The 23,833-nt window shown below is 46.8% G+C and carries 21 protein-coding genes; 14 read left to right on the top strand and 7 right to left on the bottom strand.

The window, feature by feature from the left end; all coding sequences use genetic code 11:
• Positions 1–20 precede the first annotated feature (20 nt).
• Genes VP504_RS02085 through tkt form a run of 4 tightly spaced genes read right to left on the bottom strand, consistent with a single transcriptional unit; the run spans position 21 to position 5,126 of the window.
• On the bottom strand, positions 21–1,070 hold the full coding sequence (locus tag VP504_RS02085; RefSeq protein ID WP_325892717.1) for a class 1 fructose-bisphosphatase: 1,050 nt from the start codon (positions 1,068–1,070) through the stop codon (positions 21–23).
• A gap of 9 nt (positions 1,071–1,079) precedes the next feature.
• Positions 1,080–2,006, bottom strand: a complete 927-nt coding sequence (locus VP504_RS02080; RefSeq protein WP_325892716.1) for a phosphoribulokinase — start codon at positions 2,004–2,006, stop codon at positions 1,080–1,082.
• A gap of 45 nt (positions 2,007–2,051) precedes the next feature.
• Positions 2,052–3,116, bottom strand: coding sequence for a class II fructose-bisphosphate aldolase (fba, locus tag VP504_RS02075; protein ID WP_325892715.1), 1,065 nt, complete (start codon positions 3,114–3,116; stop codon positions 2,052–2,054).
• Between the two features lie 36 nt (positions 3,117–3,152).
• Positions 3,153–5,126 (bottom strand): transketolase, encoded by a 1,974-nt coding sequence (gene tkt, locus VP504_RS02070; protein ID WP_325893961.1) that lies wholly within the window; start codon positions 5,124–5,126, stop codon positions 3,153–3,155.
• Positions 5,127–5,752: 626 nt separating this feature from the next.
• Here tkt and VP504_RS02065 point away from each other — a divergent pair.
• From VP504_RS02065 to VP504_RS02045, 5 genes are all read left to right on the top strand, one after another.
• Positions 5,753–7,171, top strand: a complete 1,419-nt coding sequence (locus VP504_RS02065) for a form I ribulose bisphosphate carboxylase large subunit (RefSeq protein ID WP_062706368.1) — start codon at positions 5,753–5,755, stop codon at positions 7,169–7,171.
• Between the two features lie 29 nt (positions 7,172–7,200).
• Positions 7,201–7,560, top strand: a complete 360-nt coding sequence (locus VP504_RS02060; RefSeq protein WP_325892714.1) for a ribulose bisphosphate carboxylase small subunit — start codon at positions 7,201–7,203, stop codon at positions 7,558–7,560.
• Between the two features lie 130 nt (positions 7,561–7,690).
• Complete coding sequence (locus VP504_RS02055; RefSeq protein WP_325892713.1) at positions 7,691–8,512, top strand: CbbQ/NirQ/NorQ/GpvN family protein; 822 nt, start codon at positions 7,691–7,693, stop codon at positions 8,510–8,512.
• Positions 8,513–8,544: 32 nt separating this feature from the next.
• Positions 8,545–10,893 (top strand): nitric oxide reductase activation protein NorD, encoded by a 2,349-nt coding sequence (locus tag VP504_RS02050; protein WP_325892711.1) that lies wholly within the window; start codon positions 8,545–8,547, stop codon positions 10,891–10,893.
• Positions 10,894–10,927: 34 nt separating this feature from the next.
• Positions 10,928–11,854 carry a LysR family transcriptional regulator gene (locus tag VP504_RS02045; RefSeq protein WP_325892709.1) on the top strand — a complete coding sequence of 309 codons (927 nt, stop codon included), beginning with the start codon at positions 10,928–10,930 and terminating at the stop codon, positions 11,852–11,854.
• A 46-nt stretch (positions 11,855–11,900) separates the two neighbouring features.
• Here VP504_RS02045 and VP504_RS02040 read toward each other — a convergent pair whose 3' ends face one another.
• Positions 11,901–13,982, bottom strand: coding sequence for an ATP-binding protein (locus VP504_RS02040; protein ID WP_325892708.1), 2,082 nt, complete (start codon positions 13,980–13,982; stop codon positions 11,901–11,903).
• The gene (locus tag VP504_RS02035) at positions 13,979–15,172 is read right to left on the bottom strand and encodes an FIST signal transduction protein (RefSeq protein ID WP_325892707.1); all 1,194 of its coding nucleotides are present in this window, start codon (positions 15,170–15,172) and stop codon (positions 13,979–13,981) included. Before VP504_RS02035 ends, VP504_RS02040 begins: the two co-directional genes overlap by 4 nt.
• Before the next feature lie 156 nt (positions 15,173–15,328).
• On the opposite strand from VP504_RS02035, the gene VP504_RS02030 reads away from it, so the two are divergent.
• A complete protein-coding gene (locus tag VP504_RS02030) occupies positions 15,329–15,949 on the top strand; it encodes a hypothetical protein (RefSeq protein WP_325892706.1) in 621 nt (206 codons plus the stop codon).
• A 115-nt stretch (positions 15,950–16,064) separates the two neighbouring features.
• On the opposite strand, the gene VP504_RS02025 is transcribed toward VP504_RS02030, so the two are convergent.
• Positions 16,065–16,475 carry a hypothetical protein gene (locus tag VP504_RS02025; protein WP_325892705.1) on the bottom strand — a complete coding sequence of 137 codons (411 nt, stop codon included), beginning with the start codon at positions 16,473–16,475 and terminating at the stop codon, positions 16,065–16,067.
• Between the two features lie 275 nt (positions 16,476–16,750).
• On the opposite strand from VP504_RS02025, the gene ccoN reads away from it, so the two are divergent.
• From ccoN to VP504_RS01985, 8 genes are all read left to right on the top strand, one after another.
• A complete protein-coding gene (gene ccoN / locus VP504_RS02020) occupies positions 16,751–18,178 on the top strand; it encodes a cytochrome-c oxidase, cbb3-type subunit I (protein ID WP_325892703.1) in 1,428 nt (475 codons plus the stop codon).
• A 12-nt stretch (positions 18,179–18,190) separates the two neighbouring features.
• The gene (gene ccoO, locus VP504_RS02015; protein WP_062706340.1) at positions 18,191–18,802 is read left to right on the top strand and encodes a cytochrome-c oxidase, cbb3-type subunit II; all 612 of its coding nucleotides are present in this window, start codon (positions 18,191–18,193) and stop codon (positions 18,800–18,802) included.
• Positions 18,803–18,811: 9 nt separating this feature from the next.
• The gene (locus VP504_RS02010) at positions 18,812–18,979 is read left to right on the top strand and encodes a CcoQ/FixQ family Cbb3-type cytochrome c oxidase assembly chaperone (protein WP_002537147.1); all 168 of its coding nucleotides are present in this window, start codon (positions 18,812–18,814) and stop codon (positions 18,977–18,979) included.
• Entirely contained in the window at positions 18,976–19,947 is a 972-nt protein-coding gene (ccoP, locus tag VP504_RS02005) for a cytochrome-c oxidase, cbb3-type subunit III (protein ID WP_062706337.1), read from the top strand. The genes VP504_RS02010 and ccoP overlap by 4 nt, the downstream gene beginning before the upstream one ends.
• Before the next feature lie 78 nt (positions 19,948–20,025).
• Positions 20,026–20,517 carry a FixH family protein gene (locus VP504_RS02000; protein WP_325892701.1) on the top strand — a complete coding sequence of 164 codons (492 nt, stop codon included), beginning with the start codon at positions 20,026–20,028 and terminating at the stop codon, positions 20,515–20,517.
• Positions 20,514–22,907: a heavy metal translocating P-type ATPase gene (locus VP504_RS01995; RefSeq protein WP_325892700.1), complete on the top strand. Its 2,394-nt coding sequence runs from the start codon at positions 20,514–20,516 to the stop codon at positions 22,905–22,907. Before VP504_RS02000 ends, VP504_RS01995 begins: the two co-directional genes overlap by 4 nt.
• A gap of 4 nt (positions 22,908–22,911) precedes the next feature.
• On the top strand, positions 22,912–23,103 hold the full coding sequence (gene ccoS / locus VP504_RS01990) for a cbb3-type cytochrome oxidase assembly protein CcoS (RefSeq protein WP_325892699.1): 192 nt from the start codon (positions 22,912–22,914) through the stop codon (positions 23,101–23,103).
• Positions 23,104–23,778, top strand: coding sequence for a sulfite exporter TauE/SafE family protein (locus VP504_RS01985; protein WP_325892698.1), 675 nt, complete (start codon positions 23,104–23,106; stop codon positions 23,776–23,778).
• The last annotated feature ends 55 nt before the right edge of the window (positions 23,779–23,833 follow it).

Raw genomic sequence — 23,833 nt, 5'->3', positions numbered from 1 at the left:
TTAGTGGGCCTTTTCCTGTACTAGCTAATGGTGGTTTGCGGAGATTCACTCTGTAATTTATCCATTGTCAGGTGATAGCGCTCTACCCGCTCAACCTCCTCTCTTGCACCAATAATGACGGGGATGCGTTGGTGTAACCTCTGTGGTTTTACGGAAAGGATCCGCTCTCTTCCCGTTGATGCCGCACCTCCGGCTTGCTCAATGATGAAGCTCATGGGATTCGCTTCGTACAGGAGACGTAAGCGCCCTTCTTTCACATTCTCTCGGTTATCTTTGGGATAAAGGAAGATGCCACCACGCATCAGGATTCGATGGACTTCTGCGACCATGGATGCGACCCAGCGAGTGTTGAAGTCCCTTCCTCTTGGCCCTTCTTGTCCGGCTACCACTTCGTCGATATAGCGTTTCACTGCAGGTTCCCAGTGGCGCTGATTCGACATATTGATGGCAAACTCGTTGGTTTTTTCCGGGATCGTGAGCTTTGGATGTGTGAGGATAAATTCGCCAATGTCTCTATCCAGGGTGAATCCATTCACACCCTGACCCGTCGTCAGCACCAGATTGGTAGCGGGTCCATATAGAACATACCCCGCACAGACTTGTTTTGCTCCTGCCTGAAGGAAATCATCTTCAGTGGGCTCGACAATACCCGGCGGGCAGCGAAGAATGGAAAAGATTGTCCCAATCGATACATTCACTTCGGTATTTGATGAGCCGTCAAGCGGGTCAAAGACCAGCAGGTATTTTCCCTTGGGGAATTTGGCCGGGATCGGATACGCTTCCTCCATCTCTTCTGACGCCATGCCACCAAGATGGCCAGACCATTCAAGAGCGCGAATAAGGATATCGTTAGAAATGACATCAAGTTTCTTTTGGGTTTCACCCTGAATGTTTTCAGTTTCCGCGGATCCCAACACATTAATAAGCTGTCCGCGGCTCACATCATCAGCAATCTCCTTACATGCAGTGACGATTGTGCTTAACAAAAGCGTAAAGTCTCCCGTTGCTTCCGGAAGCTTTCTCAGATCTTCGATAATAAACCGGGTAAATGTTGTCCCTTTCCTGATCATATAGCCTCCTTAAAGCGCGGGGACGCGCTTTGAAAAGCGGTCATGAGTGGTTTCAACACTTACTCTGTTTGAGCCATGCAGCACTAGCTCCTCAATTAATGGCTGCATGATGAGCTCCATCGCTAAACCCATTTTCCCACCCGGCACTACAATATTGTTGCGGCGTGACATGACTGAACCATCAATCATGTTAAGAAGGTATTGGAAATCGACACCGGTTTTCTTTGGATCGCGGAAACGGATCACCACCATGCTTTCATCCAACGTTGGAATATCTCGGGAGATAAAGGGGTTTGATGTATCTACCATGGGAACACGCTGGAAGTTGATATCCGTCAGCGAGAACTGTGGTGTGATGTAATGAACGTAATCGTGCATACGGCGCAAAATAGTGTCCGTCACCGCTTCGCGGCTATAACCACGCACATTGGTATCTCTATGGATTTTCTGAATCCATTCAAGATTAACAATCGGTACGACACCAATAAGCAGATCCACGTATTGCGCTACATTACTGTTAGAGGTTACAACACCGCCGTGCAGACCTTCATAGAAGAGAAGGTCTGAGCCTTCTGGAATTGAAGACCACTTAGTGAAGGTGCCAGGTTTCGAACCGTGAAGCATTGCTTCTTCTTCATTGTGGATGTAGTAACGTCGCAGTCCAGTGCCTGTTTCAGCGTATGCGCGAAATGTCTTTTCTAGCTCGCAGAAGTCGTTACCTTCAGGGCCAAAGTGACTTAGGTTTTTGCCCCTTTCCTGGGCGCGTTTTAGACGCTCGCGCATGTCAGCACGGTCGTATTTGTGGTAGCTGTCGCCCTCAATAACTGCAGCTTGAAATTGGTTACGACGGAAAATTTGCTCCATCGCATTTTTTACCGTGGACGTCCCTGCTCCAGATGAGCCAGTTACCGCCACAATGGGATGTTTTACAGACATAGTTTTTCTCCTTCAGATGGAATATGAGTAACAATCAGCTAGAACTCATCTGACGGAAGGGTCTAATTCACCCGAGGCATATCGCGTTGACATGTCTTCAAGGTTTATTGGCTTGATACGCGATGCCATACCCGCACAGCCAAAGGCTTCATAACGCTCCTTACAGAGTGCTTCCATGGCTTTCGTTGCGGCAGCAAGGAACTTGCGTGGATCAAAGTTACTTGGATTCTGAGCAAGGAAACGACGGACTGCTCCAGTACTCGCCATGCGGAGGTCGGTATCGATATTCACTTTGCGTACCCCGTGGCGTATGCCCTCCACGATTTCGTCCACCGGCACACCATAGGTTTCGCCCATGTCGCCGCCAAACTCATTGATAATTTGCAACCAATCCTGAGGAACAGAAGATGAACCGTGCATCACCAGGTGGGTATCAGGGATCCTTTCGTGAATTGCTTTTACTCGGTCAATCGCAAGAATGTCACCCGTTGGCGGTCGGGTAAACTTGTACGCGCCATGGCTGGTGCCGATTGCGATAGCCAATGCATCCACCCCAGTTTGTCGCACGAACATCGCGGCTTCTTCTGGGTCGGTCAGAAGTTGATCATGACTTAACACACCCTCAGCGCCGGAGCCATCTTCTTCACCAGCAGTACCTGTTTCCAATGAGCCAAGACAGCCAAGTTCTCCTTCAACCGATACGCCGCAGGCGTGGGACATTTCCACTACCTTCGCGGTCACGTCGCAGTTGTATTCGTAACTTGCAGGTGTTTTCATATCTTCATGCAATGAGCCGTCCATCATGACGGAGGTGAACCCCTGTTGGATCGATTGCAAACACACCGCAGGTGAAGCGCCGTGATCCTGGTGAACCACAACTGGAATTGAAGGCCACTGCTCTACTGAAGCCAGCATTAGGTGGCGGAGAAAACTCGCACCGGCATAGGTACGCGCGCCGGCAGAAGCTTGAAGAATCACAGGTGCATCGCAGGCGGCAGCTGCCCCCATAATGGCGTGAACCTGTTCCATATTGTTCACGTTAAAAGCAGGGACGCCATATCCTTGCTCTGCAGCGTGATCTAGCATTTGTCTCATACTAACGAGTGCCATAACTCTCTCCTTGCATTTCAATGATTCAGAAGTCGTTTAACGCTGTGACTTGGACGGGCGTAATTGCTTGACCATGCGTTCTGCGCGTCGGACGATTTTTTCTACCGTCAGGCCAAAGTGTTCAAATAGCGCAGCGGCAGGTGCGGATTCGCCAAAGGTGTCGATACCTAAAGGCAATCCATCACTTCCCACATATTTCGTGGAACCGGCTTCGATTGATATCCGGCATTTTATGGATGATGGAAGTACGCTGTTCCGGTAGTGAGCAGGCTGCTGGTCAAAAACATCAGCGCAAGGCATAGAGACCACGCGGGCATGAATCGATTTACGGTTCAGTAAAATAGCGGCTTCAACAGCGAGTTCGATTTCAGAGCCTGTGGCGATAAGAATCATGTCAGGTTCATCACCCATGCGTCCTTCATGTTCTTTCAGGATGTAACCGCCCCGCTCGATGAGTGGAAGTTGGTCAGCACGGCGAAGCTGGTATGAAAGGCTTTGACGTGAAAACACCAAAATATGGGGACCAGACTGATCTTCAATCGCCTTCTTCCATGCAACCGCCGTTTCAACCGCATCACAGGGTCTCCACACTTTCACGTTTGGCATCGCCCTAAAGCTGGTTAGGTGTTCGATTGGTTGGTGTGTTGGGCCATCTTCACCCAGCCCAATGGAGTCATGAGTGAAAACAAAAATGGCGTGGACTTTGGAAAGCACAGCTACCCGGATGGCATTTCTCGCGTAGTCAGAAAACACCAAAAACGTCGCGCAATAAGGGATAAATCCGCCGTGGAGTGCAAGGCCGTTTGCTATTGCGCTCATACCAAACTCACGCACACCAAAACGTATGTAGTTACCGTCTGGTGACTCTGGGTTGTTATCGGTAGCGCCTTTCCAAAACGTATTGTTTGAAGGACTGAGGTCGGCAGATCCACCTATCAGTTCTGGTAACATCTGACCAAAGGCGTTTAGCGATTGCTGAGAAGCTTGTCTGCTGGCGATGCTTTGGGCCTGCAATGCCGCTTTTCTAACGAATTGCTCCGACTCCTCTCCCCAATTTCTAGGCAGTTGCCCTTCTATACGACGGGTAAATTCCGCTGCAAGCTCGGGATATTCATCTTTATAGGCTGCAAAAGTCGCATTCCACAGGTTTTCCCTTAAAGCACCTTGTGTTTTGTCGTTCCAATAAGTTTGGATTTTCTTGGGGATCTCGAAAGGATCATGATTCCAGGACATAGACTTACGGGTCTTGGCTACCTCATCATTTCCCAGCGGCGCACCGTGCACATCATGTGATCCTGCTTTGTTTGGTGATCCTTTGCCGATGACAGTTTTACAGCAAATCAACACTGGCTTATCTTCAACCGCACGGGCATCCATAATGGCTTCGCGAATGGAGTAATGGTTGTGCCCATCGATATCTTCAATCACATGCCAACCATAGGCACGGAATCTCTGCGGTGTATCGTCGGTCAGCCAGCCTTCTACGTCACCGTCAATAGAGATGCCATTGTCGTCATAAAAAGCAATGAGCTTTGACAGCTTCATTGTGCCTGCTAATGAGCACACCTCGTGGGAAATGCCTTCCATCAGACAGCCGTCACCGAAAAAGGTATAGGTGTAATGATCAACGATGTAGAAACCGGGTTTGTTGAACTGTGCCGCAAGGGTTTTCTCTGCCAGCGCCATGCCCACCGCATTCGCAAGCCCTTGCCCAAGTGGACCCGTTGTTGTTTCCACGCCTGGCGTTACACCAATCTCTGGATGCCCTGGCGTTTTACTTCCTAATTGTCTGAACTGCTTAAGGTCATCAGTGGTGACGTTGTATCCGGTCAGATTCAGAAGACCATAAATCAAACAGGAAGCATGGCCATTTGAAAGCACGAAGCGGTCTCTGTTTGACCAGTTTGGATTCCGTGGATTGTGTTTCAGAAATTCACGCCACAGGACTGTCGCAATATCGGCCATCCCCATGGGAGCGCCGGGGTGTCCTGAGTTGGCGTTTTGAACCATATCGACTGCCAAAATACGCAAAGCGTTAGCGCAATCTTCATGAATTTCGTCGGATGTGGGTGACAAATGTATCTCGGCTTCAGCCGTTTTGTACTCCTCAGATAACTGACTTACCTTGCTCATTGAAGTATTCCCTATCTTTATTTCCTGATAATTAGCGTCAACCAAAATGGGTTGTCACTTTTATTCTTTCTTTCCAATGCGTTAGCGTGATAAGTCATTATTTTTTAGTTTCAAATCAATCACGCAAAACCTTACATATAAAAGGTGATTGAATTTGAAATTAAACAGATTGGGTTAAAGTCTCCAATCAGGAATATTTCTGTAAAAGATAAGAAAAACTTATTCCTTTCTATTTGATAGCTTCCTTTAATTTTTTCCTGGCACAAACTTAATGTATGACCATGTTATTTAAAGATTTTATTTTTAACTTATAGATTGTTCTATTTCTTTTTTATTCATAATAGCCATTAAAAAGCAGCATGCTAAATAATAGTTATCCTTGTTATAAAAACTTCCAATTTCACTTTGATTTAAAAATAACAACACTGAATAAATGGCAAGCGCAGTTCGCAATTAAACTGCGATGATATTTAATTCAACAGCAATAAATAAGGAAATTGGTTATGGCAAAGAGTTATCAGGCAGGTGTAAAGGAATACCGGGAAACCTATTGGATGCCCGAGTACGTCCCCGCCGACACCGATCTTCTGGCCTGCTTTAAAATAGAGCCTCAAGCAGGGGTTCCTAGAGAAGAAGCAGCCGCTGCTGTGGCTGCGGAATCTTCTACAGGAACTTGGACAACAGTATGGACAGACTTACTGACCGACCTGGACTACTACAAAGGCCGCGCTTATGCGATCGAAGATGTTCCAGGTGACGATACTTCTTTCTATGCATTTGTCGCCTATCCCATTGACCTATTTGAGGAAGGCTCAGTAGTTAACGTATTGACTTCGCTAGTGGGCAATGTATTTGGCTTTAAAGCAATTCGCGCTTTGCGCCTTGAAGATGTCCGTTTTCCAATTGCCTATGTGAAAACTTGCGGTGGTCCGCCAAATGGTATTCAGGTTGAACGCGATAAGCTCAATAAATATGGCCGTGCTCTACTGGGTTGTACCATCAAACCCAAATTGGGTTTGTCTGCAAAAAACTATGGCCGTGCTTGTTACGAAGGTCTTCGTGGTGGGCTCGACTTTACTAAAGATGATGAGAACGTTAACTCTCAACCCTTTATGCGATGGCGAGATCGTTTTGAGTACGTCGCTGAGGCTGTTCATCGCGCAGAACGCGAAACCGGTGAACGTAAAGGCCACTACCTGAATGTGACTGCGCCTACCCCAGAAGAAATGTATCGTCGCGCAGAGTTCGCCAAGGAACTCGACATGCCAATCATTATGCATGACTACCTCACAGCAGGCTTTACCGCCAATACTGGTCTTGCAAATTGGTGTCGTCAGAACGGTATGCTGCTGCACATTCACCGCGCAATGCACGCCGTTCTCGACCGAAATCCACACCATGGTATTCACTTCCGAGTGCTGTCGAAATGTCTGCGCCTGTCCGGTGGTGACCATCTTCATTCAGGTACCGTAGTGGGTAAACTCGAAGGCGATCGCGAAGCAACGCTGGGCTGGATAGACATCATGCGTGATCGTTTTATTAAGGAAGATCGTTCTCGTGGAATCTTTTTTGACCAAGACTTCGGCTCTATGCCCGGCGTATTACCGGTAGCTTCTGGTGGCATCCACGTATGGCATATGCCTGCTTTAGTCTCCATCTTTGGCGATGATGCCGTACTCCAGTTTGGTGGCGGTACCTTAGGACACCCGTGGGGTAATGCTGCTGGTGCGGCGGCTAACCGTGTGGCGTTGGAAGCCTGTACACAAGCACGCAATGAAGGACGCTCACTTGAGCGAGAAGGCAAAGATATTCTCACTGCTGCAGCGAAACACAGTCCCGAGCTAAAAGCAGCGATGGAAACCTGGAAAGAAATTAAGTTTGAATTCGACACAGTAGACAAGCTGGACGTGGTTCACGCCTAGTCACTTGCGAAAACATCAAGGAGATTCTCATGAGTGAAGTTATGGATTATTCGTCGCGATTGACGGATCCGCACAGCCGAAAGTTCGAAACCTTCTCTTACTTACCAAGAATGACCGCTGATCAAATTCGCCGTCAGGTTGAGTTTATCGTCAGTAAAGGCTGGAACCCTGCCATCGAGCATACCGAGCCAGAAGAGGCAACGGGTTCATTTTGGTACATGTGGAAACTGCCCATGTTTGGTGAAACCAATGTCGATAAGATCCTGAGCGAGGCGCAACTATGCCATAACCTCAATCCGAACCACCATGTTCGTTTGATTGGATATGACAATTACCGCCAAAGTCAGGGGGCATCGATGGTTATTTACCGCGCCCCAGGATTTGAGTAACCCCGGATCTACCCAGGCCCTCTCTCCGGTGTAGCTTGGGTACCCTCTCGATAGGGCTTTGGCTGGGAACGTTTAGTCCTGTGTATCCCAGCCCTTTTTCTTTTACCTAACAAGAAACATGGAGTTAGTTATGACTCAGGCAATTCAACGTATGCCTCGGGAGAATCAATATTTGATTCCCAGAGAGCCGTATTATCAAGAATCCGGCGACGAAATTTCTCTTTACCAAGCGGCTTATGATTCACGCATTCCCATGATGTTAAAAGGTCCAACAGGCTGCGGTAAAACCCGTTTTATCGAACACATGGCGTGGCGTTTAGGTAAACCGCTTATCACTATCTCTTGTCATGAGGACATGACGGCATCTGATTTGATTGGTCGCTATCTCCTCAATGCTGATGGCACCTATTGGCAAGATGGCCCTCTCACGACCGCAGCGAGGATTGGTGCAATTTGCTACCTCGATGAGGTGGTGGAGGCACGACAGGATACGACTGTTGCTATCCATTCTCTAACAGACTATCGCCGAACGTTGTCATTAGAGAAAAAAGGTGAGCTGCTTCAGGCTCATGAGGACTTCCAGTTAGTGATTTCCTACAACCCGGGATACCAGACGCTGATGAAAGATCTTAAGACGTCTACCAAACAGCGTTTCGCAGCATTGGAGTTCGAATATCCGGACGAGGAAACCGAAGTTTCTATCGTGTGCCATGAAACCGGGATAGATAAAGTTAAAGCGGGCCGGCTGATTCAAATAGCAAAACATGCCAGGAACCTGGTTGGGCATGGACTCAACGAAGGGATATCAACCCGACTCTTGGTTTATACCGCACAACTCATTCAAAAAGGAATTCCCCCTGTGGCTGCTTGTCACATGGCCTTGGTTCGCCCTTTGAGTGATGACGCTGATATTCGGGAAACGTTGGAAGCGACGGTTCAAGGTTGCTTTTGATACGATATTTAGGGCTGGTTATGGATGATAAAATGCGCGCGAATAAGCGAAGAGTTGAAGCGCAGTTAGTAGAAAAAACGGATGGATTAAAGCTCGCTTTTGAAACTGGCTTTCAGGAAGCTGAAGCGCTTATGAACGTCATTGATTTGAATGAATACCTGACGGCCGTCTTAGATTTACTCTCGAAATATCAGTCAGATGAATCGGTTTCTGCGTTCCTGTTATCCGTTCCAAATATTCAGAAGCAAATAGGTGACAGTGTCATAGTTGATGTGAAAGATACCATTGTTATCCTGTCTGAATGGTTGGGTTCGGAGCGCCTATCTCAATATCTGAATACCCTGCCTGCTGTCGCGGAAAGGCTTTGCTCAAAGGATGGCTTAAACATCTACCAAAAGCTTGTTGAGGAATTAGCTCGGACTGCGCCTAGGTGCCTTAAAGTATTTCTCACGCGATCTCCCAGTTTTCTCACATCGTTACCCATTTTAGGCTTACGTCACTGGGCACTCATTGGCGCTAAATCACATGCAAACCAGATAGATTCCCTACACAGTTACTTCACACTCGCGTCACCGGAAAGTCAGAATATTTTTCAAAGACAGCGCCGCGGTACCCTTTTTGTAGATGCCCAGCGTCAACTTAATTTTTACCTCCGTGCTATCTGGGGCCGCGATTTCTTTCTCCGTCCCAGAATTATCGAGATCAATTGCGCCGAAAGTGAACAAAATTCTTCGCCACTATCTACTATTCACAGCGGCACCATTTTGTTGCCGGATGCTATGGAAGCTCAGGAACCCAGCAATCCAACACTTTCGGCGAAAAATTTATACCGAGCGTCTGTGACTCATGCCGCAGCGCACTTGATGTTTTCTCGACCAAAACCACACGGCGATTACTCTGACATTCAGCGCTACTGTTACGGACTCGTAGAAGATGCCCGCGTCGAAGCGTTAGCAATCAGAGATTTTCCCGGTTTGCGCCAACTATGGATGCCCTTCCATCTTGCTCAAGTCAAAAAAAGCAACGACGAAGCCAACCAACTGTCACTGGCATTGCTATCAGGTAATGCTGAAGATGCTCCAGCGCATCTCACTTACGTCGTTAACACGTTCAATGCTTTGTTGAGCATGAATAACTCTTTAGAACAGGAAGTCCATACAGACACGCTAGCCCGACGTTTAGCTTGTGATATAGAGATCAGTGATGAGGGCAATTTGCCTAACCAGCTTTTTTATCGTGACGATAATACTTACCTCTGGTTTGAAAACGGTGATGAGTTTTATCAATGGCCGCTTCTTTCTGAACCTCAGGTTAAAAGAACCGTCAATGTGATGGAAATGGTCAATGAAATAGACAACGAACTGGCTGATGATAACGCTCAGGAAGTATGGATTCTGGAGTCTGAGTTTTTTCGGGATGGCGAACCTGAAAACGTCAGCATGAATGAACTGGAAGGCAAACAACAAATATCATCCCCCTTCCACTATCCAGAATGGGACTATACGGCAAATCAAATGCGCCCGGCATGGGTAACACTCACAGAGCGTTCGGTAAAAAAAAGTATTGCTTCTAAAATCGATGAACTCGTAGAAAGCCGGCAAGCTCAACTCAGGAAAATCAAAGCCATCGTTGAAGCGCTTCAACCTAAAGGGCTTCAGCGACTGAGAAAACAGTTTGAAGGTGATGAGTTGGATCTTGATGCGGCAATTGATGCCATGAAAGAAATTCGTCGTGGCGCGCTGCCGGATATGAACATTGACCAAAGGCTTATTCGGCGCGAGCGGGATTTAGCCGTATTGGTTCTACTGGATCTTTCTCAATCGACCGTGGATTCACTACCTGGAAATCACGGTGATCTCAGAGTGCTGGATATTGCCCAGGAAGCGACAGTGATGTTGGCAAATGCGATTGATGGTATTGGAGATCCATTTGCCATTCATGGGTTCAATTCCAACGGACGAAGTGATGTTCGTTACCAACGCTTTAAAGATTTTGATGAAGCATACGATGACATAACAAAATCCCGGTTAGCTGCTATGGAAGGCGGTTTATCGACACGAATGGGCGCAGCATTGCGACATGCCAAAACATATTTGGCTCAGCAACCCCAGCGAAAAAAGCTACTGTTAATGATCAGCGATGGCGAACCCGCTGACATAGACAGTCGTGATCCGCTTTATCTTCAGGCTGATACCAAAAACGCAATAGATGATGTGTTGATGCAAGGCATCACCCCCTTCTGTTTGACGATTGATCCAGAAGCAGACAGTTATGTTGGCCAGATATTTGGTGAAGGACATTACTCAGTATTGGATGATACAAGTAGACTTCCTGAGGTTTTACCGCATTTATTCGCGAGCATTACCCGAACGTCTTCCTAAACCACTCTCTGCATAAGTAACAAGGAAGTTTGTTATGCATTTGACGTTAAGACAGCTCAATATATTTCAGGCGGTAGCAACGCATTTAAGTTTCACGCGCGCAGCCGCCGAACTGCACCTCACTCAGCCTGCCGTTTCTATGCAAATAAAACAACTCGAAGATAACATTGGCCTCCCACTGTTCGAACATTTGGGGAAATCGCTTTTTCTTACTCATGCCGGAGATGAACTTTTAGGTTATTGCGAGCGGATATCTGAACAACTACGTGATGCTGAAGATGCTTTTGAAAAAATGAAATCGCTAACCTGTGGCAAACTCAAAGTCACCGTCGCGAGCACTGCGAATTATTTTGCTGCCAAACTTCTGGCTGAGTTTTCCCAGCAACATCCTGACGTTAAAATCAGTCTGAAAGTGACAAACAGAGAACAGTTGCTCAAAGACATTAAGAGCAACGATTGTGACTTGGTGATCATGGGTAAGCCCCCGGCTGAATTTGATGTTGAAGCGGTGGAGTTTATGGAAAACCCTTTGGTTGTTATTGCTCCTGTTAACCATTCACTTTGCCAACAAAGAAGCATTCCCCTGTCCGTCATCGCCAGAGAGCCCATGGTTGTCAGAGAAAAAGGTTCCGGTACACGATTTTCTATTGAGCGCTTCTTCCATCAACATGGATACGAGTTAAATGTCTCCGCAGAAATGAGTGCCAGTGAAGCGATCAAACAAGCGGTATCTGCGGGATTGAGTCTAGGCATCGTGTCCAGTCACACGATTTCTCTTGAGCTCGAAGCCAGAAAACTGAAAGTGTTAGATGTGGAAAATATGCCGATTATCCGACACTGGTACTTAGTGCACCGAAGCGATAAAGCATTATCACCTATTGCCAAAGCGTTCAGTAACTATCTGTTAAGTAGAAATAATCATGAGGATATGTTCGCCGAACAGTGCATTATTAAAATGTGACATTGTCACTTTTATCACTAAGGTAAAGGCTATTTACTCGCTTTGCTCAGCTTTCAATCTTTACGTGACGGCGTAACGCCTGTTTAAGTACGACTGCTCGAATTGGTTTGGTGACAAAATCATCCATGCCAGCTTCCATACAACGCTCTTTGTCTTCGTTCATTGCATTTGCAGTCAAAGCGATAATTGGCAATGTATATCCTTCAGCACGTAATTGTTTTGTTGCTTCAACACCACAAAGTACCGGCATCGACATATCCATCAAAATCATGTCGAATTGCACATGTCCATCGTGAACAAAATCGACGGCTTCTTTTCCGTTGTTCGCAACAACGACCTGATGCCCTGCTTTCTCAAGCATCAACTTCACAACCATCTGGTTAGCCTTGCTATCTTCCGCTACCAAAATATTTAATGAGTCTAGGTCGTTGTCGTCAGTATTATCTTTCTTCACGTGCTCAGTCGGTGAGGATTCGACTAGTGGGATATCAATATAAAATGTGGTGCCTACTCCAAGCTCGCTTTCAAAATCAATGCTGCCCTTCATCATGGACACTAACTTCTTACATATGGACAGCCCCAATCCGGTCCCACCGTACTGACGGGTAATGCTTCCATCTGCCTGTGTAAAAGGCTGGAATATATCTTTCTTACGCTCAGGATTAATACCAATTCCTGTATCTTCCACCAAGAGGTTCAGTCTTCCGTTAAAGACACGCAGAGAGACCTTTACTTTACCGTGATCGGTAAATTTCACAGCGTTCCCCACAAGGTTCAACAGAATCTGAGTAAACCGATTTCCATCCTGATAAATACTCTCTGGAACATCATCTGCAATGTCCATTTCCATCTGAATATCTTTGCGGGATGACACTTCATGTAGTTGATTGAACACAACAGTGACACTGTCACGAGGATTAATCGCCTCTGGATGCAGTGAGAATCGCTCCGATTCTATTCTCGATAGATCAAGAATATCGTTGATGATCGTGAGCAGTAATTGTGCTGATTTATCCATTTGGGAAACCCAAACAGCCTGTTCTCCATCAAGCGGTGATTGCTGTAGCGTATCTAACAATCCCATCACTGCATTCAATGGTGTGCGAATTTCGTGGCTCATCATTGCCAGAAACTGAGATTTCGCGGCGTTGGCTGATTCGGCTTGTTGTCTCGCCTGCTGGAGTTCATGAACACGCTGCTTACGAGCAGTAATATCTTTCGCTGTACCGCGAAAACCCATGCAATTGCCACGTTTGTCGTAATAAGGACGTCCGGAAAGGCTAATCCACTGTTCTCTTCCTTCTTGGTAAACCTTCCACTCTACTTCTGAGAAAGGCTGCTCCAGTTGGATGAGATCCAAAAGTCTGTGCTTCACATCCGGCTGCCGGTTAAATTGGTTCATGATCGCCTGAGGCTCAGCGGAAAACGATTCATTGGAAGGTGACGACAAATAGGTAAACTGAAGATTGTTGTTAATTTCCCAGAACCAGTCGCCAGCGGTTTTGGCAAAGTCCCGGAAACGTTGCCGACTCGCTGTCAGTTCTTGGGTTTTAACCGAAACCAAGCATTGAAGACGTTCACGGTAATCAATATCAATGATAGTACGTTCAATAAGTGGCCGAAAACGTTCGACAACTTGCTGTGCTTTGGTATCGAAACGTCCCTTCTCTGCTGCGAGCAGGATTAAAATAGACTCGCTGGCATTCACCGTCATGCCAGTAATAATTGCTGAGCGACAGGAATCAAAATCCTCGCTTTGTAGCCGTTCGAACTCTTTTACACGCTCTGGCGCGTAGAGCACCACTGTCTGCCCATTCACACAACGCGAAAACGTGCCGCCATCCTGCCAAAGGAAATTCTCTACGCTGTGTGAAGTTGAAACTAGACAGGAATACGAGTCTTCTGTTTCTTTGTTTCGGGTGAGCACCAAAGCATTATCAAAGGATACATAACGTTCAATCACTTTCAGTAACGTATTGAAGACTTCAATTTTATTGCTTGCACCAGACATGGCTGATATTGCCGACAGGATTGCGCGGTTTTCTTCTTTAAATTTCTGCTCTCTCTCTTCAACACGGTTCAGTTCAAACAGTGTTTCCTGCAATTTCTCTGAGATTGCTCCTGTCATAGCTCTTCCTTGTGGAACAAAACGGCGGATATCATCAAATTACCGTGGGCAATTTCCCCGCCGAGAAACTGTCCCTGCTCGCCAAATGTGAACGGGCAAATAAAAGGAGCATGATGCATAGAAAGACGCATGTTCGCTGCGACGCTGTGAAGAGAATCACTAACATGTAACATGCATCCTGCACAATAAATTGCTAATCCACCGATTGGATCGCAAGTATTTTTATCGTGGTCATTGGCTGAATCGACAACGCGCCCTGCCCGGGAAACCAACATTTCTGTCGTACCTGACATGAAATGCACTGTTTCACCCTCTTGAATGTTACAGAACATCTGGATTCCGCCTTCCGATGATACAGTTGCCGGGTGAGAAAGCGTGTAATAAGGCATGCCATGAATGTTGCCCGTCTGACGTCCCAGCGGAAAGAGTGTAGATTGGGCAAACAAAGCTTCGGGATTTATCTCAGTACCTGTAGCGTCGAAATACCACTTAGCATATATATCAAAAGCGGGCTTCCCGTCTAACTCGACCAAAGTTCTGCCATCAACTTTAGTGGCGACGGCACTTGGTCCCATTGCTGCATAGCCATTATGGAAAGAGTAACTGACACGTGCGGAGGGAAAAAACACCGCCATGGAAATGCCGCACGACGTGACGCGCTGATTATCCATAAGCGACCATTTGCCGCTGACGCCATCGTCAGCAGCGGAGCCACCAATAATGGGGATATTTATGCCAAGTTCTTCGCGAATTGCAGTGAGGATGGTTTCCTCATGACCAGGTGTTGCATGAAGCGTGATGAGCGCCGGAAGTTCACCGGGTCTACCGCTGCTGTCGATGGCGCGACTAAGAACTGCCCTAGCCGATTCTGCTACGTCATCATCTGGATTTAATTCGCAAAGCGATGTTCCGTAGGCACCTTCAACATCTTCCACTGCCCAAACAGCCAAGGTGTGTCCACCTAAATAGCCTTTATCCGTCATAGTGCCTTGGCATGATGAACAGCCAATAACACATGTGTTGGGAAAATGCCGATTGAGTTCTCGCTTGATACTTTCTGCATCCTGCGTCTCGGTGTAGTAAACAAGCATCAGAGAGGGAGTCGAAATCTTTCTCGAAATCTCTTCCGCGATGGCTTGAATAGCTTCTATGGCACTAGGAGCACTCGATGATGATGTCGCAATTCTCATTTAGTTCTACACGGCTATTTGCGGCAATGCCTTCAATAATAGCTCCCTCACTTCTGTAAATACCAGTTTTTACTGTAATTCTTTACGCTTAATCACTGAATTCTCTATTAATAGACGATAGAATCGTCAGTATCTTTCCAAAAATCCTCGCGCGCTATGGACAGCCAGCTTTATATTGTAATTAATGCGAATCTCCTTTTAGGACAAATAATTAGCAAACGTCTCGCCCAAAAAGGTAATAACGTGGTTTATCTGGCAGATAATGTGCAGGATGGATATGCTGTCGCAGCAGATGAACCCCGGGTCCGATATCGCCACTGTTCTCCCTTCGTTCATTCCATGATCGCAGAAGAGTTTAAATGGGTCACAAGGAATGTCGCACTGGTTAATGGCGTTATTGTCCTCGTCTCTGAGAAATCGATTGACCAGTTAACAATGCCACTGGAAGAGAGCTTTTTTGCGGCGTTATCCTATGACATATCACAAGCAGATTGCGAGCTAACCCTAACATACGTCATCGTCCCTGATAATGACGAAGAAACCAGTCACTCTCTTGAGGACCTTCACTTAAAGCTTTGTCAGCTTTCACACAAAAACAACACCAAGAACAAAGGAATAAAAGTTAATCACATCGTCATCGGTTGCTATCAATACACCCAAAGCGAAAAGTGTGCCGAAATAGCAACTGACGCCTCAGATCTCATCCATTACCTCTCGTCTAAAAGTGCTAACGCGGTACGTCACCAAGCTTTTTATTTTAGTAATCCAGAAGACTAGTCGTCAGTAAAAAAGCAGCCTATAGCTACTTTAGTATGAAATTTGGCAAGTTCGCTTGAATTGAATGTCCAAATCATAAATTGTTAATCCATTTCGCACAATTATTAATTCGATGTTAAAAGTTAATTACCAATTGATCTCGATCAATGATTAAAATCCATTTTTGCATTGACTCATATTTAACATCATCGGGTAAAGCATAAATATAGGCGCTTTTTTTTCCAGCACTTTTCATAATTTTCTTAGAAGTTATGACAATTTCAGGGTCACCTAACAAACGAAGTTCACCTGGTTCATACACTGAATGTACTACTAAAACCCGTGAATTATCATCTTGATTTTCAGTCTTAATCTCGATCGTTTCAGCGTTTAAAGAAACGCTGCAAGCACCCGCCACAACAGAACATTTCACCATGGTGGCGGGTTCATTGTGTTCTAGCGTTCTCCAGATAAATGCAGTTATGAGTACAGCCATAACGACTAATATTTGAACTAAACGACCTGTGGTTAATTTTTCTGCTGCCATAAGAACTATACTTTTCCCGTGTTACAGAGCTCAAAGTTTTAGTAGAAATGTTACCCGAGCGTAAATCGAGTGAAGGTGCGACCCTGTATTTAACTGAATAACTGAAGTATTATCACTATCGAAAATGCCACTTTTACAATGAAATAGCAATGGAATGCATCAAGTGGGTATAAATCAATCACTATTCGCATTGCATTGCTCCTGGGGTGGCATTGTGACGTTTGAGTCACTTTGTAATACGTGAGTGTAGTAATCAAAAAGTGGAAGCATGCAATATGAGCCAAGAAAAGCAGCTTGAACTGGAATACAACTACCGCGTTGTCCGTCAATTCACCCTGGTAACTATCCTGTGGGGAATTGTGGGCATGGGTGTTGGTGTTCTAATTGCCGCTCAGCTGGTATGGCCCGCGCTGAACTTCGACATTCCTTATCTGACTTATAGCCGTTTACGCCCACTGCATACTAATGCGGTGATTTTTGCGTTCGGTACAAGCGCACTGTTTGCGACGTCTTATTACGTTGTGCAGCGCACTTGTCAGACAAGGCTGTTCGGAGGCAAGCTGGCCGAGTTTACCTTCTGGGGATGGCAAGCAATCATTCTGTCTGCAGCAATAACACTACCAATGGGTTTCACCAGCGGTAAAGAATATGCAGAGCTGGAATGGCCAATCGATATCGCTATTGCGGTTGTATGGGTCTCATACGCCGTTGTGTTCTTCGGAACGCTAATCAAAAGAAAAACCTCGCACATTTACGTAGCGAACTGGTTTTTCGGTGGATTCATCATCACCGTCGCTGTCCTGCACATTGTGAACAGCATGGCTATTCCAGTATCTGGAATGAAGTCTTACTCGATATATGCAGGCGCAATAGATGCCATGATCCAATGGTGGTACGGTCACAATGCTGTAGGCTTCCTTTTGACTGCAGGTTTCTTGGGTATGATGTATTACTTCGTACCTAAACAAGCAGGTCGTCCGGTTTACTCCTATCGCCTTTCTATCGTTCACTTTTGGGCGCTGGTATCTTTGTACATCTGGGCGGGTCCTCACCACCTGCACTACACAGCCTTACCTGACTGGACTCAGTCACTGGGTATGGTTATGTCTGTTATCCTGTTTGCCCCATCTTGGGGTGGCATGATAAACGGTATCATGACGCTGTCAGGTGCTTGGCACAAACTGCGTTATGACCCAATCCTCCGATTCCTGATTGTTTCTCTGTCTTTCTACGGTATGTCTACCTTCGAAGGCCCGATGATGGCAATCAAGACAGTCAACGCACTGTCACACTACACCGATTGGACAATCGGCCACGTTCATTCAGGCGCGTTAGGCTGGGTGGCTATGGTCTCTATCGGTGCAGTGTACCATCTGGTACCTAAGTTGTTCGGGCAAGAGCGTATGTACTCTATCAACCTGATCAACGTCCACTTCTGGCTAGCAACTGTTGGTACCGTGCTGTACATCGTTGCAATGTGGATTTCCGGCGTAATGCAGGGTCTGATGTGGCGTGCAGTTAACACTGACGGCACGCTGACTTACAGCTTTGTAGAGTCTTTGGAAGCTTCTTATCCGTTCTACTTTGTTCGTTTCGTTGGTGGCGCAATCTTCTGGTCAGGCATGATCTTAATGGCTTACAACACCTACAAGACCATTGCCGCACCAAAAGCAAGCCTCAAATCCGTCGAGCAAGCAGCATAAGGAGACCAACGAATGAGTTCTAGTCGTCATGAAATAGTTGAAAAGAACGTTGGTCTTTTCGCCATTCTAACGGTCATTGCTATCAGCATGGGCGCGCTTGTTGAAATCACGCCACTGCTGTTCCAAAAGCAAACGACCGAGCCTGTCGATAATCTGCGCCCTTACACTGCGCTTGAAATGGAGGGGCGTGACATATACATCCGTGAAGGTTGTAACGTATGTCACAGTCAAATGATCCGTCCATTCCGCGCAGAAACTGAGCGTTATGGCCACTACTCTGTGGCGGGTGAAAGTGTTTGGGAACACCCATTCCTGTGGGGTTCCAAGCGTACAGGTCCAGATTTGGCGCGCGTTGGTGGCCGTTACTCTGATGAGTGGCACCGCGTTCACCTTATCGATCCTCGTGCGGTTGTGCCTGAGTCAAACATGCCTGGCTTCCCTTGGTTGGAAGAGAATGTTCTGACTGGCGACAACACAGCTAAGAAACTGACTGTTTTCCGCGATATGTTCGGTGTTCCATACACTGATGAACAAATCGCAAATGCGAAAACAGACGTTGAAGGTAAGACTGAGATGGACGCCGTCATCGCTTACCTGCAGTCACTCGGCCACGCGATGAAGTAAGGAGCTCTTATGGCATCTTTTCATGCCCTATGGACGCTAGCGATTTTCGTCTGCTTCATTGTGATTGTGCTTTGGGCCTATAGCAGTCGCCGTAAAAAGGAATTCGACGAAGCTGCTAACCTCGTCTTCGCTGATGAGGAAAAGGGCGATAAAAAGACAGGAGAAGATAACAAATGACTACGTTTTGGAGTCTATTTATCACTGTCATTACTATCGGTACGTTAGTAGGTTGTGCCGCACTGATTATTTGGTGTGGCAAAGACCTTGATGGCGTAGCTGATGGTGAAGATATGGGCCACGAATACGATGGTATTCGTGAGCTGAATAATCCACTGCCTAAGTGGTGGTCGTACATGTTTTGGGCGACCATCGTATTCGGTGCAGTTTACTTCGTACTGTATCCTGGTCTGGGTAACTGGAAAGGCGTATTTAACTGGCAGAGTTCCGCGCAGGACGTTGCAAACATTGAAGAGTCTCGTCAGAGACTCGCAGACAGCGATGTTATTAATCAATACGCGCGTGAGTTAACCACTGCAAATGCTATCTTTGGTGAAACCTACCGTAAGCTCGCTTACAAACCAGGTTCAGATGAGCTGTTGGAAATTGCTGAAATTGCTAAGAATCCAGAAGCAATCAAGGTAGGCCAGCGTCTGTTCATCCAGAACTGTGCTCAGTGCCACGGCTCTGATGCACGCGGCCAGTCGGGCTTTCCTAACCTGACTGATAAAGCATGGCTGTATGGTGGCGAGCCAGATACTATCAAGGCAACTATATTGCACGGTCGTGTGGGTAACATGCCTTCATGGATCGACGCTTTAGGTGATGACGGCGTCCGTGAAGTAGCTTCTTACACACTGAGCCTGTCTGGTCGCAAGGTTGATGCCCAGGAAGCGGCGAAAGGTAAAACACGCTTTGTAGTGTGTGCAGCCTGTCACGGCACTGACGGTAAAGGTAACCCAGCCTTTGGTGCACCTGACCTGACAGACAACGTATGGTTATTTGGCGGTTCGCGTAAAGCGGTTGAAGAAACCATCCGTTACGGACGTCAAGGCGTTATGCCAGCATGGAAAGACATACTGGACGAAGATAAGATCCAGTTGCTTTCTGCTTACGTTTGGCAGCTAGGCACACCACAAAATCAATAAAATTATTATTTTATTTGTTAAGCCCCTGCTTATAGGGGCTTTTTTCCCCAAGAATTTCAGTACACACAGGAAAGCGATATGAATAAGCCATGGTATAAGCAGTTCTGGCCCTGGTTCCTGATTGCCCTTCCAGGCAGCGTTGTAGTTGCTAGTCTTTTTACCTTTACTCTTTTCAGTAAAAATCAGGTATCTCTTGTAGCGGAAGACTATTACAAAGAAGGTAAAGGAATTAACCTCGATATATCCCGCTTAAAGAAAGCCGATGAACTTTCCATCTCCGCTTTCCTGTCTGCACAGAATGACACTGCAGTTTTCACCTTGGATAAAGGTGAGCTCATGCAATATCCTACGCTAAAAATTACATTCCAACACCGTACACTTGCTGATAGAGATATTGAACAAATGGTTAATGCCGACGCTTCTGGCCGTTATCGACTGTCTTTGAGTGAACCGCTCTCTGGCCCCTGGTATGTTGAAGTAAACGCATTTGATGGAACATGGGCCTTGAACGGCCGAGCGAATTTCCCCTCTGAAGACCCTGTTAAGTTGTATGGTCAGAGCAAGGAATGACAAAAGACTGTTATCACTGTGGAGAGCCGGTTCTCACTGGTGACTCCTATAAAGTCGAAATTCAGGGTGTTTACCGCATCATGTGTTGCCCTGGGTGTGAAGCGGTCGCCACTACGATAGTGGCAAGCGGCCTCACCTCTTACTATGAATACCGCACGGCACCAGCTGAAAAAGCCAACCTTGTTCCAGAAGAACTTCAATCCCTTTCACTTTATGACAACGAAGATGTCCAACAGGAGTTCGTGCGTCATGAAGATGGCATCGACGAGGTGGTGCTGTCCGTTGATGGTGTATCTTGTGCAGCTTGTGCATGGCTGATTGAGAAGCAGTTGAACAATCAGGAAGGTGTATCTCGTATTCGCGTTAACACCACCACAAACCGTGCCACACTTCGTTGGGAACCATCTAAGACCAAGCTAAGCACCCTACTAAACAAGATCCATGCACTTGGCTACAAAGCAGCTCCTTTTGAAGCGGACAACCAGGAAGCACAGTATCATCACACTATGAAGCAATACCTGTATAAGCTGGGTATCGCAGGGCTCGCTACCATGCAAGTCATGATGCTTGCGGTAGCAATGTACTTCGAAGTGTTTGGCGATATGGATGAGTCTTTTCGCGACTACTTCCGCTGGGTTAGTTTGATCTTCGCCACCCCCGTTCTTCTTTATTCTGCGATGCCGTTTTATGTCAATGCCTGGCGGAACCTGAAGGCAAGAACGCTGGGGATGGACGTCCCTGTCTCTATAGCGCTCCTGTTCGCTTATTTCGCCAGCTTGTATGCCACCATGACTGGTAAAGGGGAAGTCTTCTTTGAGTCTATCGCCATGTTTACTTTTTTCCTGTTGATAGGGCGATTTCTGGAAATGCGAGCACGAAGAACAGCTGCAGCCGCCAGCGCGAACCTTCTCAAGCTGATACCGCGTTTGGCAACGCTATCATCAGGTGAACAAATTCCCGCGAAATCCTTAACTATTGGTCACGTTGTCCGTGTTCTTCCCGGTGAACCCTTCCCTGCTGATGGTTTAGTCGTTGAGGGTGTGACAACAGTCGATGAGTCTATGCTCACTGGCGAATCTATGCCTGAGTCTCGACAAAACGGAGATAAAGTCTTTGCGGGCACCATGAATATCGATGGAAACGTCGATGTTGAGGTTATCGCTGAGAAAAAAGACTCGCTTATTGCGCATATCGTTCAGCTTCAAGATGCTGCACAGCTCGCCAAGCCAAGAGTGGCAGAGGTCGCCGATATCGTAGCGCGTTACTTTGTTGCAGCAATTCTGATTATATCAGCCTGCACCTGGTGGTATTGGCAAAGCCACCGCCCAGAAGATGCTTTCTGGATTATGCTTTCTGTTCTGGTAGCTACCTGCCCTTGTGCATTGTCATTGGCGACACCAACCGCACTGACTTGCTCGACATCAACCTTTGGCAAATTAGGTATTCTTCTGCGTCGGGGTCATGTATTTGAAACGCTGACGCACATTAACCGTGTAGTCATTGATAAAACCGGCACACTAACCGAAGGTAACGTTTCGATTTCTGAGACCCAGCTTTACGCGAACATCGATGCGAAGCGGGCAACCTCAATCGCTGCGTCTTTGGAATCCTATGCCAACCACCCTATCTCGGAAGCCTTTTGCGATTTCGACAAAGCTGAAGGCGTAGAGACCGTAGAAAACGTCATCGGTGAAGGTTTAAAAGGTCAATTCGAAGGCGATGAATGGCGGATCGGTAAACCTGAATTTGCACTAAGCAACTCAACCATTGCTGAACATAGTCCTCACCAAATCTGGTTATCACGAGATGGCGAAGCAATTGCCTCTTTCCTTTTGGTTGACCCGATCCGTGAGTCCAGTAAAACGCTAATCGATAAATTCCACGAAGCGGGCATCAAAGTCACGATGTTGACGGGTGACAATTCAGCCACCGCCCAAGCCGTTGCTGACAAACTTGGTATTGACGAGTTAGTCGCAGGTGTTTCTCCGCAGGGTAAGCTCGAGTATTTGAACTTCCTCCCGGGCGACCAAATCACTATGATGATTGGTGACGGTGTGAATGATGCACCAGTTTTAGCCGGCGCACACCTATCGGTTGCTATGGGAAGCGGCACGGACGTCGCCAAGGCTTCTGCCGACATGGTCTTACTGGGTGATGACCTGACAAAACTGCTTGATGCACGCAAATTGGCGGCTTTTACACAAAAAATTATTCGGCAGAATCTGGCCTGGGCTTTAGGATACAACCTGGTGATTTTGCCACTGGCGGTGATGGGATTTGTCGCACCATATGTGGCCGTAGCAGGTATGTCCGGCAGTTCGGTAATCGTTGTTACAAACTCGCTCCGTTTGTATAAAAAAGATTTGATTGAAACGCTGAAGGGAGTGTAACAGTTTGGAAAGTCTCTATATCCTCATCCCTATTGCTATTGTTCTGGTGTGCGTTGCCGTCGGTATTTTCATTTGGGCGGTGAAATCAGAGCAATTTGAAGATTTGGAAAGACAAGGCATGAATATTCTTCTCGACGACGACGATTCTTCTTCCCAGTCCAAGAGAGAGGATGGCATTAACTCGGACGATAAGTAGATGCCCGTCACTGATCTGTTCGCTGCCTTCACGGTTGGCCTGCTCGGCGCAGGTCACTGTTTAGGCATGTGCGGCGGCGTCGCCGCTGCCGTTTCTATCGGTACTCCACAAAACCAACATAAACTTCCCTTCCTGCTTTTCTATAATGGCGGTCGCCTGTTTTCTTATGGAATAATCGGGGCAATTTCTGGCGGTTTAGTTTCTGGAGTGATGAGCGTTACTCTAGTAACACAAGAGCTTCTTTGGCTCAGATTGGTCGCAGCCATCATGATGATTCTTCTTGCGCTTTATATAGGCCGTTTCTGGAATGGTCTCGCCCACATAGAGCGTTTGGGACAGCTACTCTGGAAGCGAGTTTCTCCACTTTCGTCTAAGTTGCTACCGCTGAAATCGCCTTTTGCAGCTCTGCCGTTTGGTATGCTGTGGGGATGGTTACCATGTGGGCTCGTTTATTCAGCTCTGAGTTGGGCCGCAGTGGCCGGAAATGCGTTAGATGGATTGTTGATAATGCTCGCATTTGGTTTAGGTACCCTCCCCGCAATGATTTTGGTTGGCTCTGCTGCAGAAGTAACAAGAAACCTACTTAACAACTTGATTTTTAGAAGATTATCATCATTGATACTATTAATGTATGGAATTATTACCGCTTATTCTGTATACAATCAGTTGTACTAAGTCTCGCTTTCTTTTTAGGAAATGGTAAAATGTTGACTCAAATCAATTCGGCTAA

The sequence above is a fragment of the Grimontia sp. NTOU-MAR1 genome, from assembly GCF_035758505.1.
GTDB classification, from domain to species: Bacteria; Pseudomonadota; Gammaproteobacteria; order Enterobacterales; family Vibrionaceae; genus Enterovibrio; species Enterovibrio marinus.
Note: the sequence above shows the minus strand (reverse complement) of the source record. Positions and strands in the feature narration are given on the sequence as shown.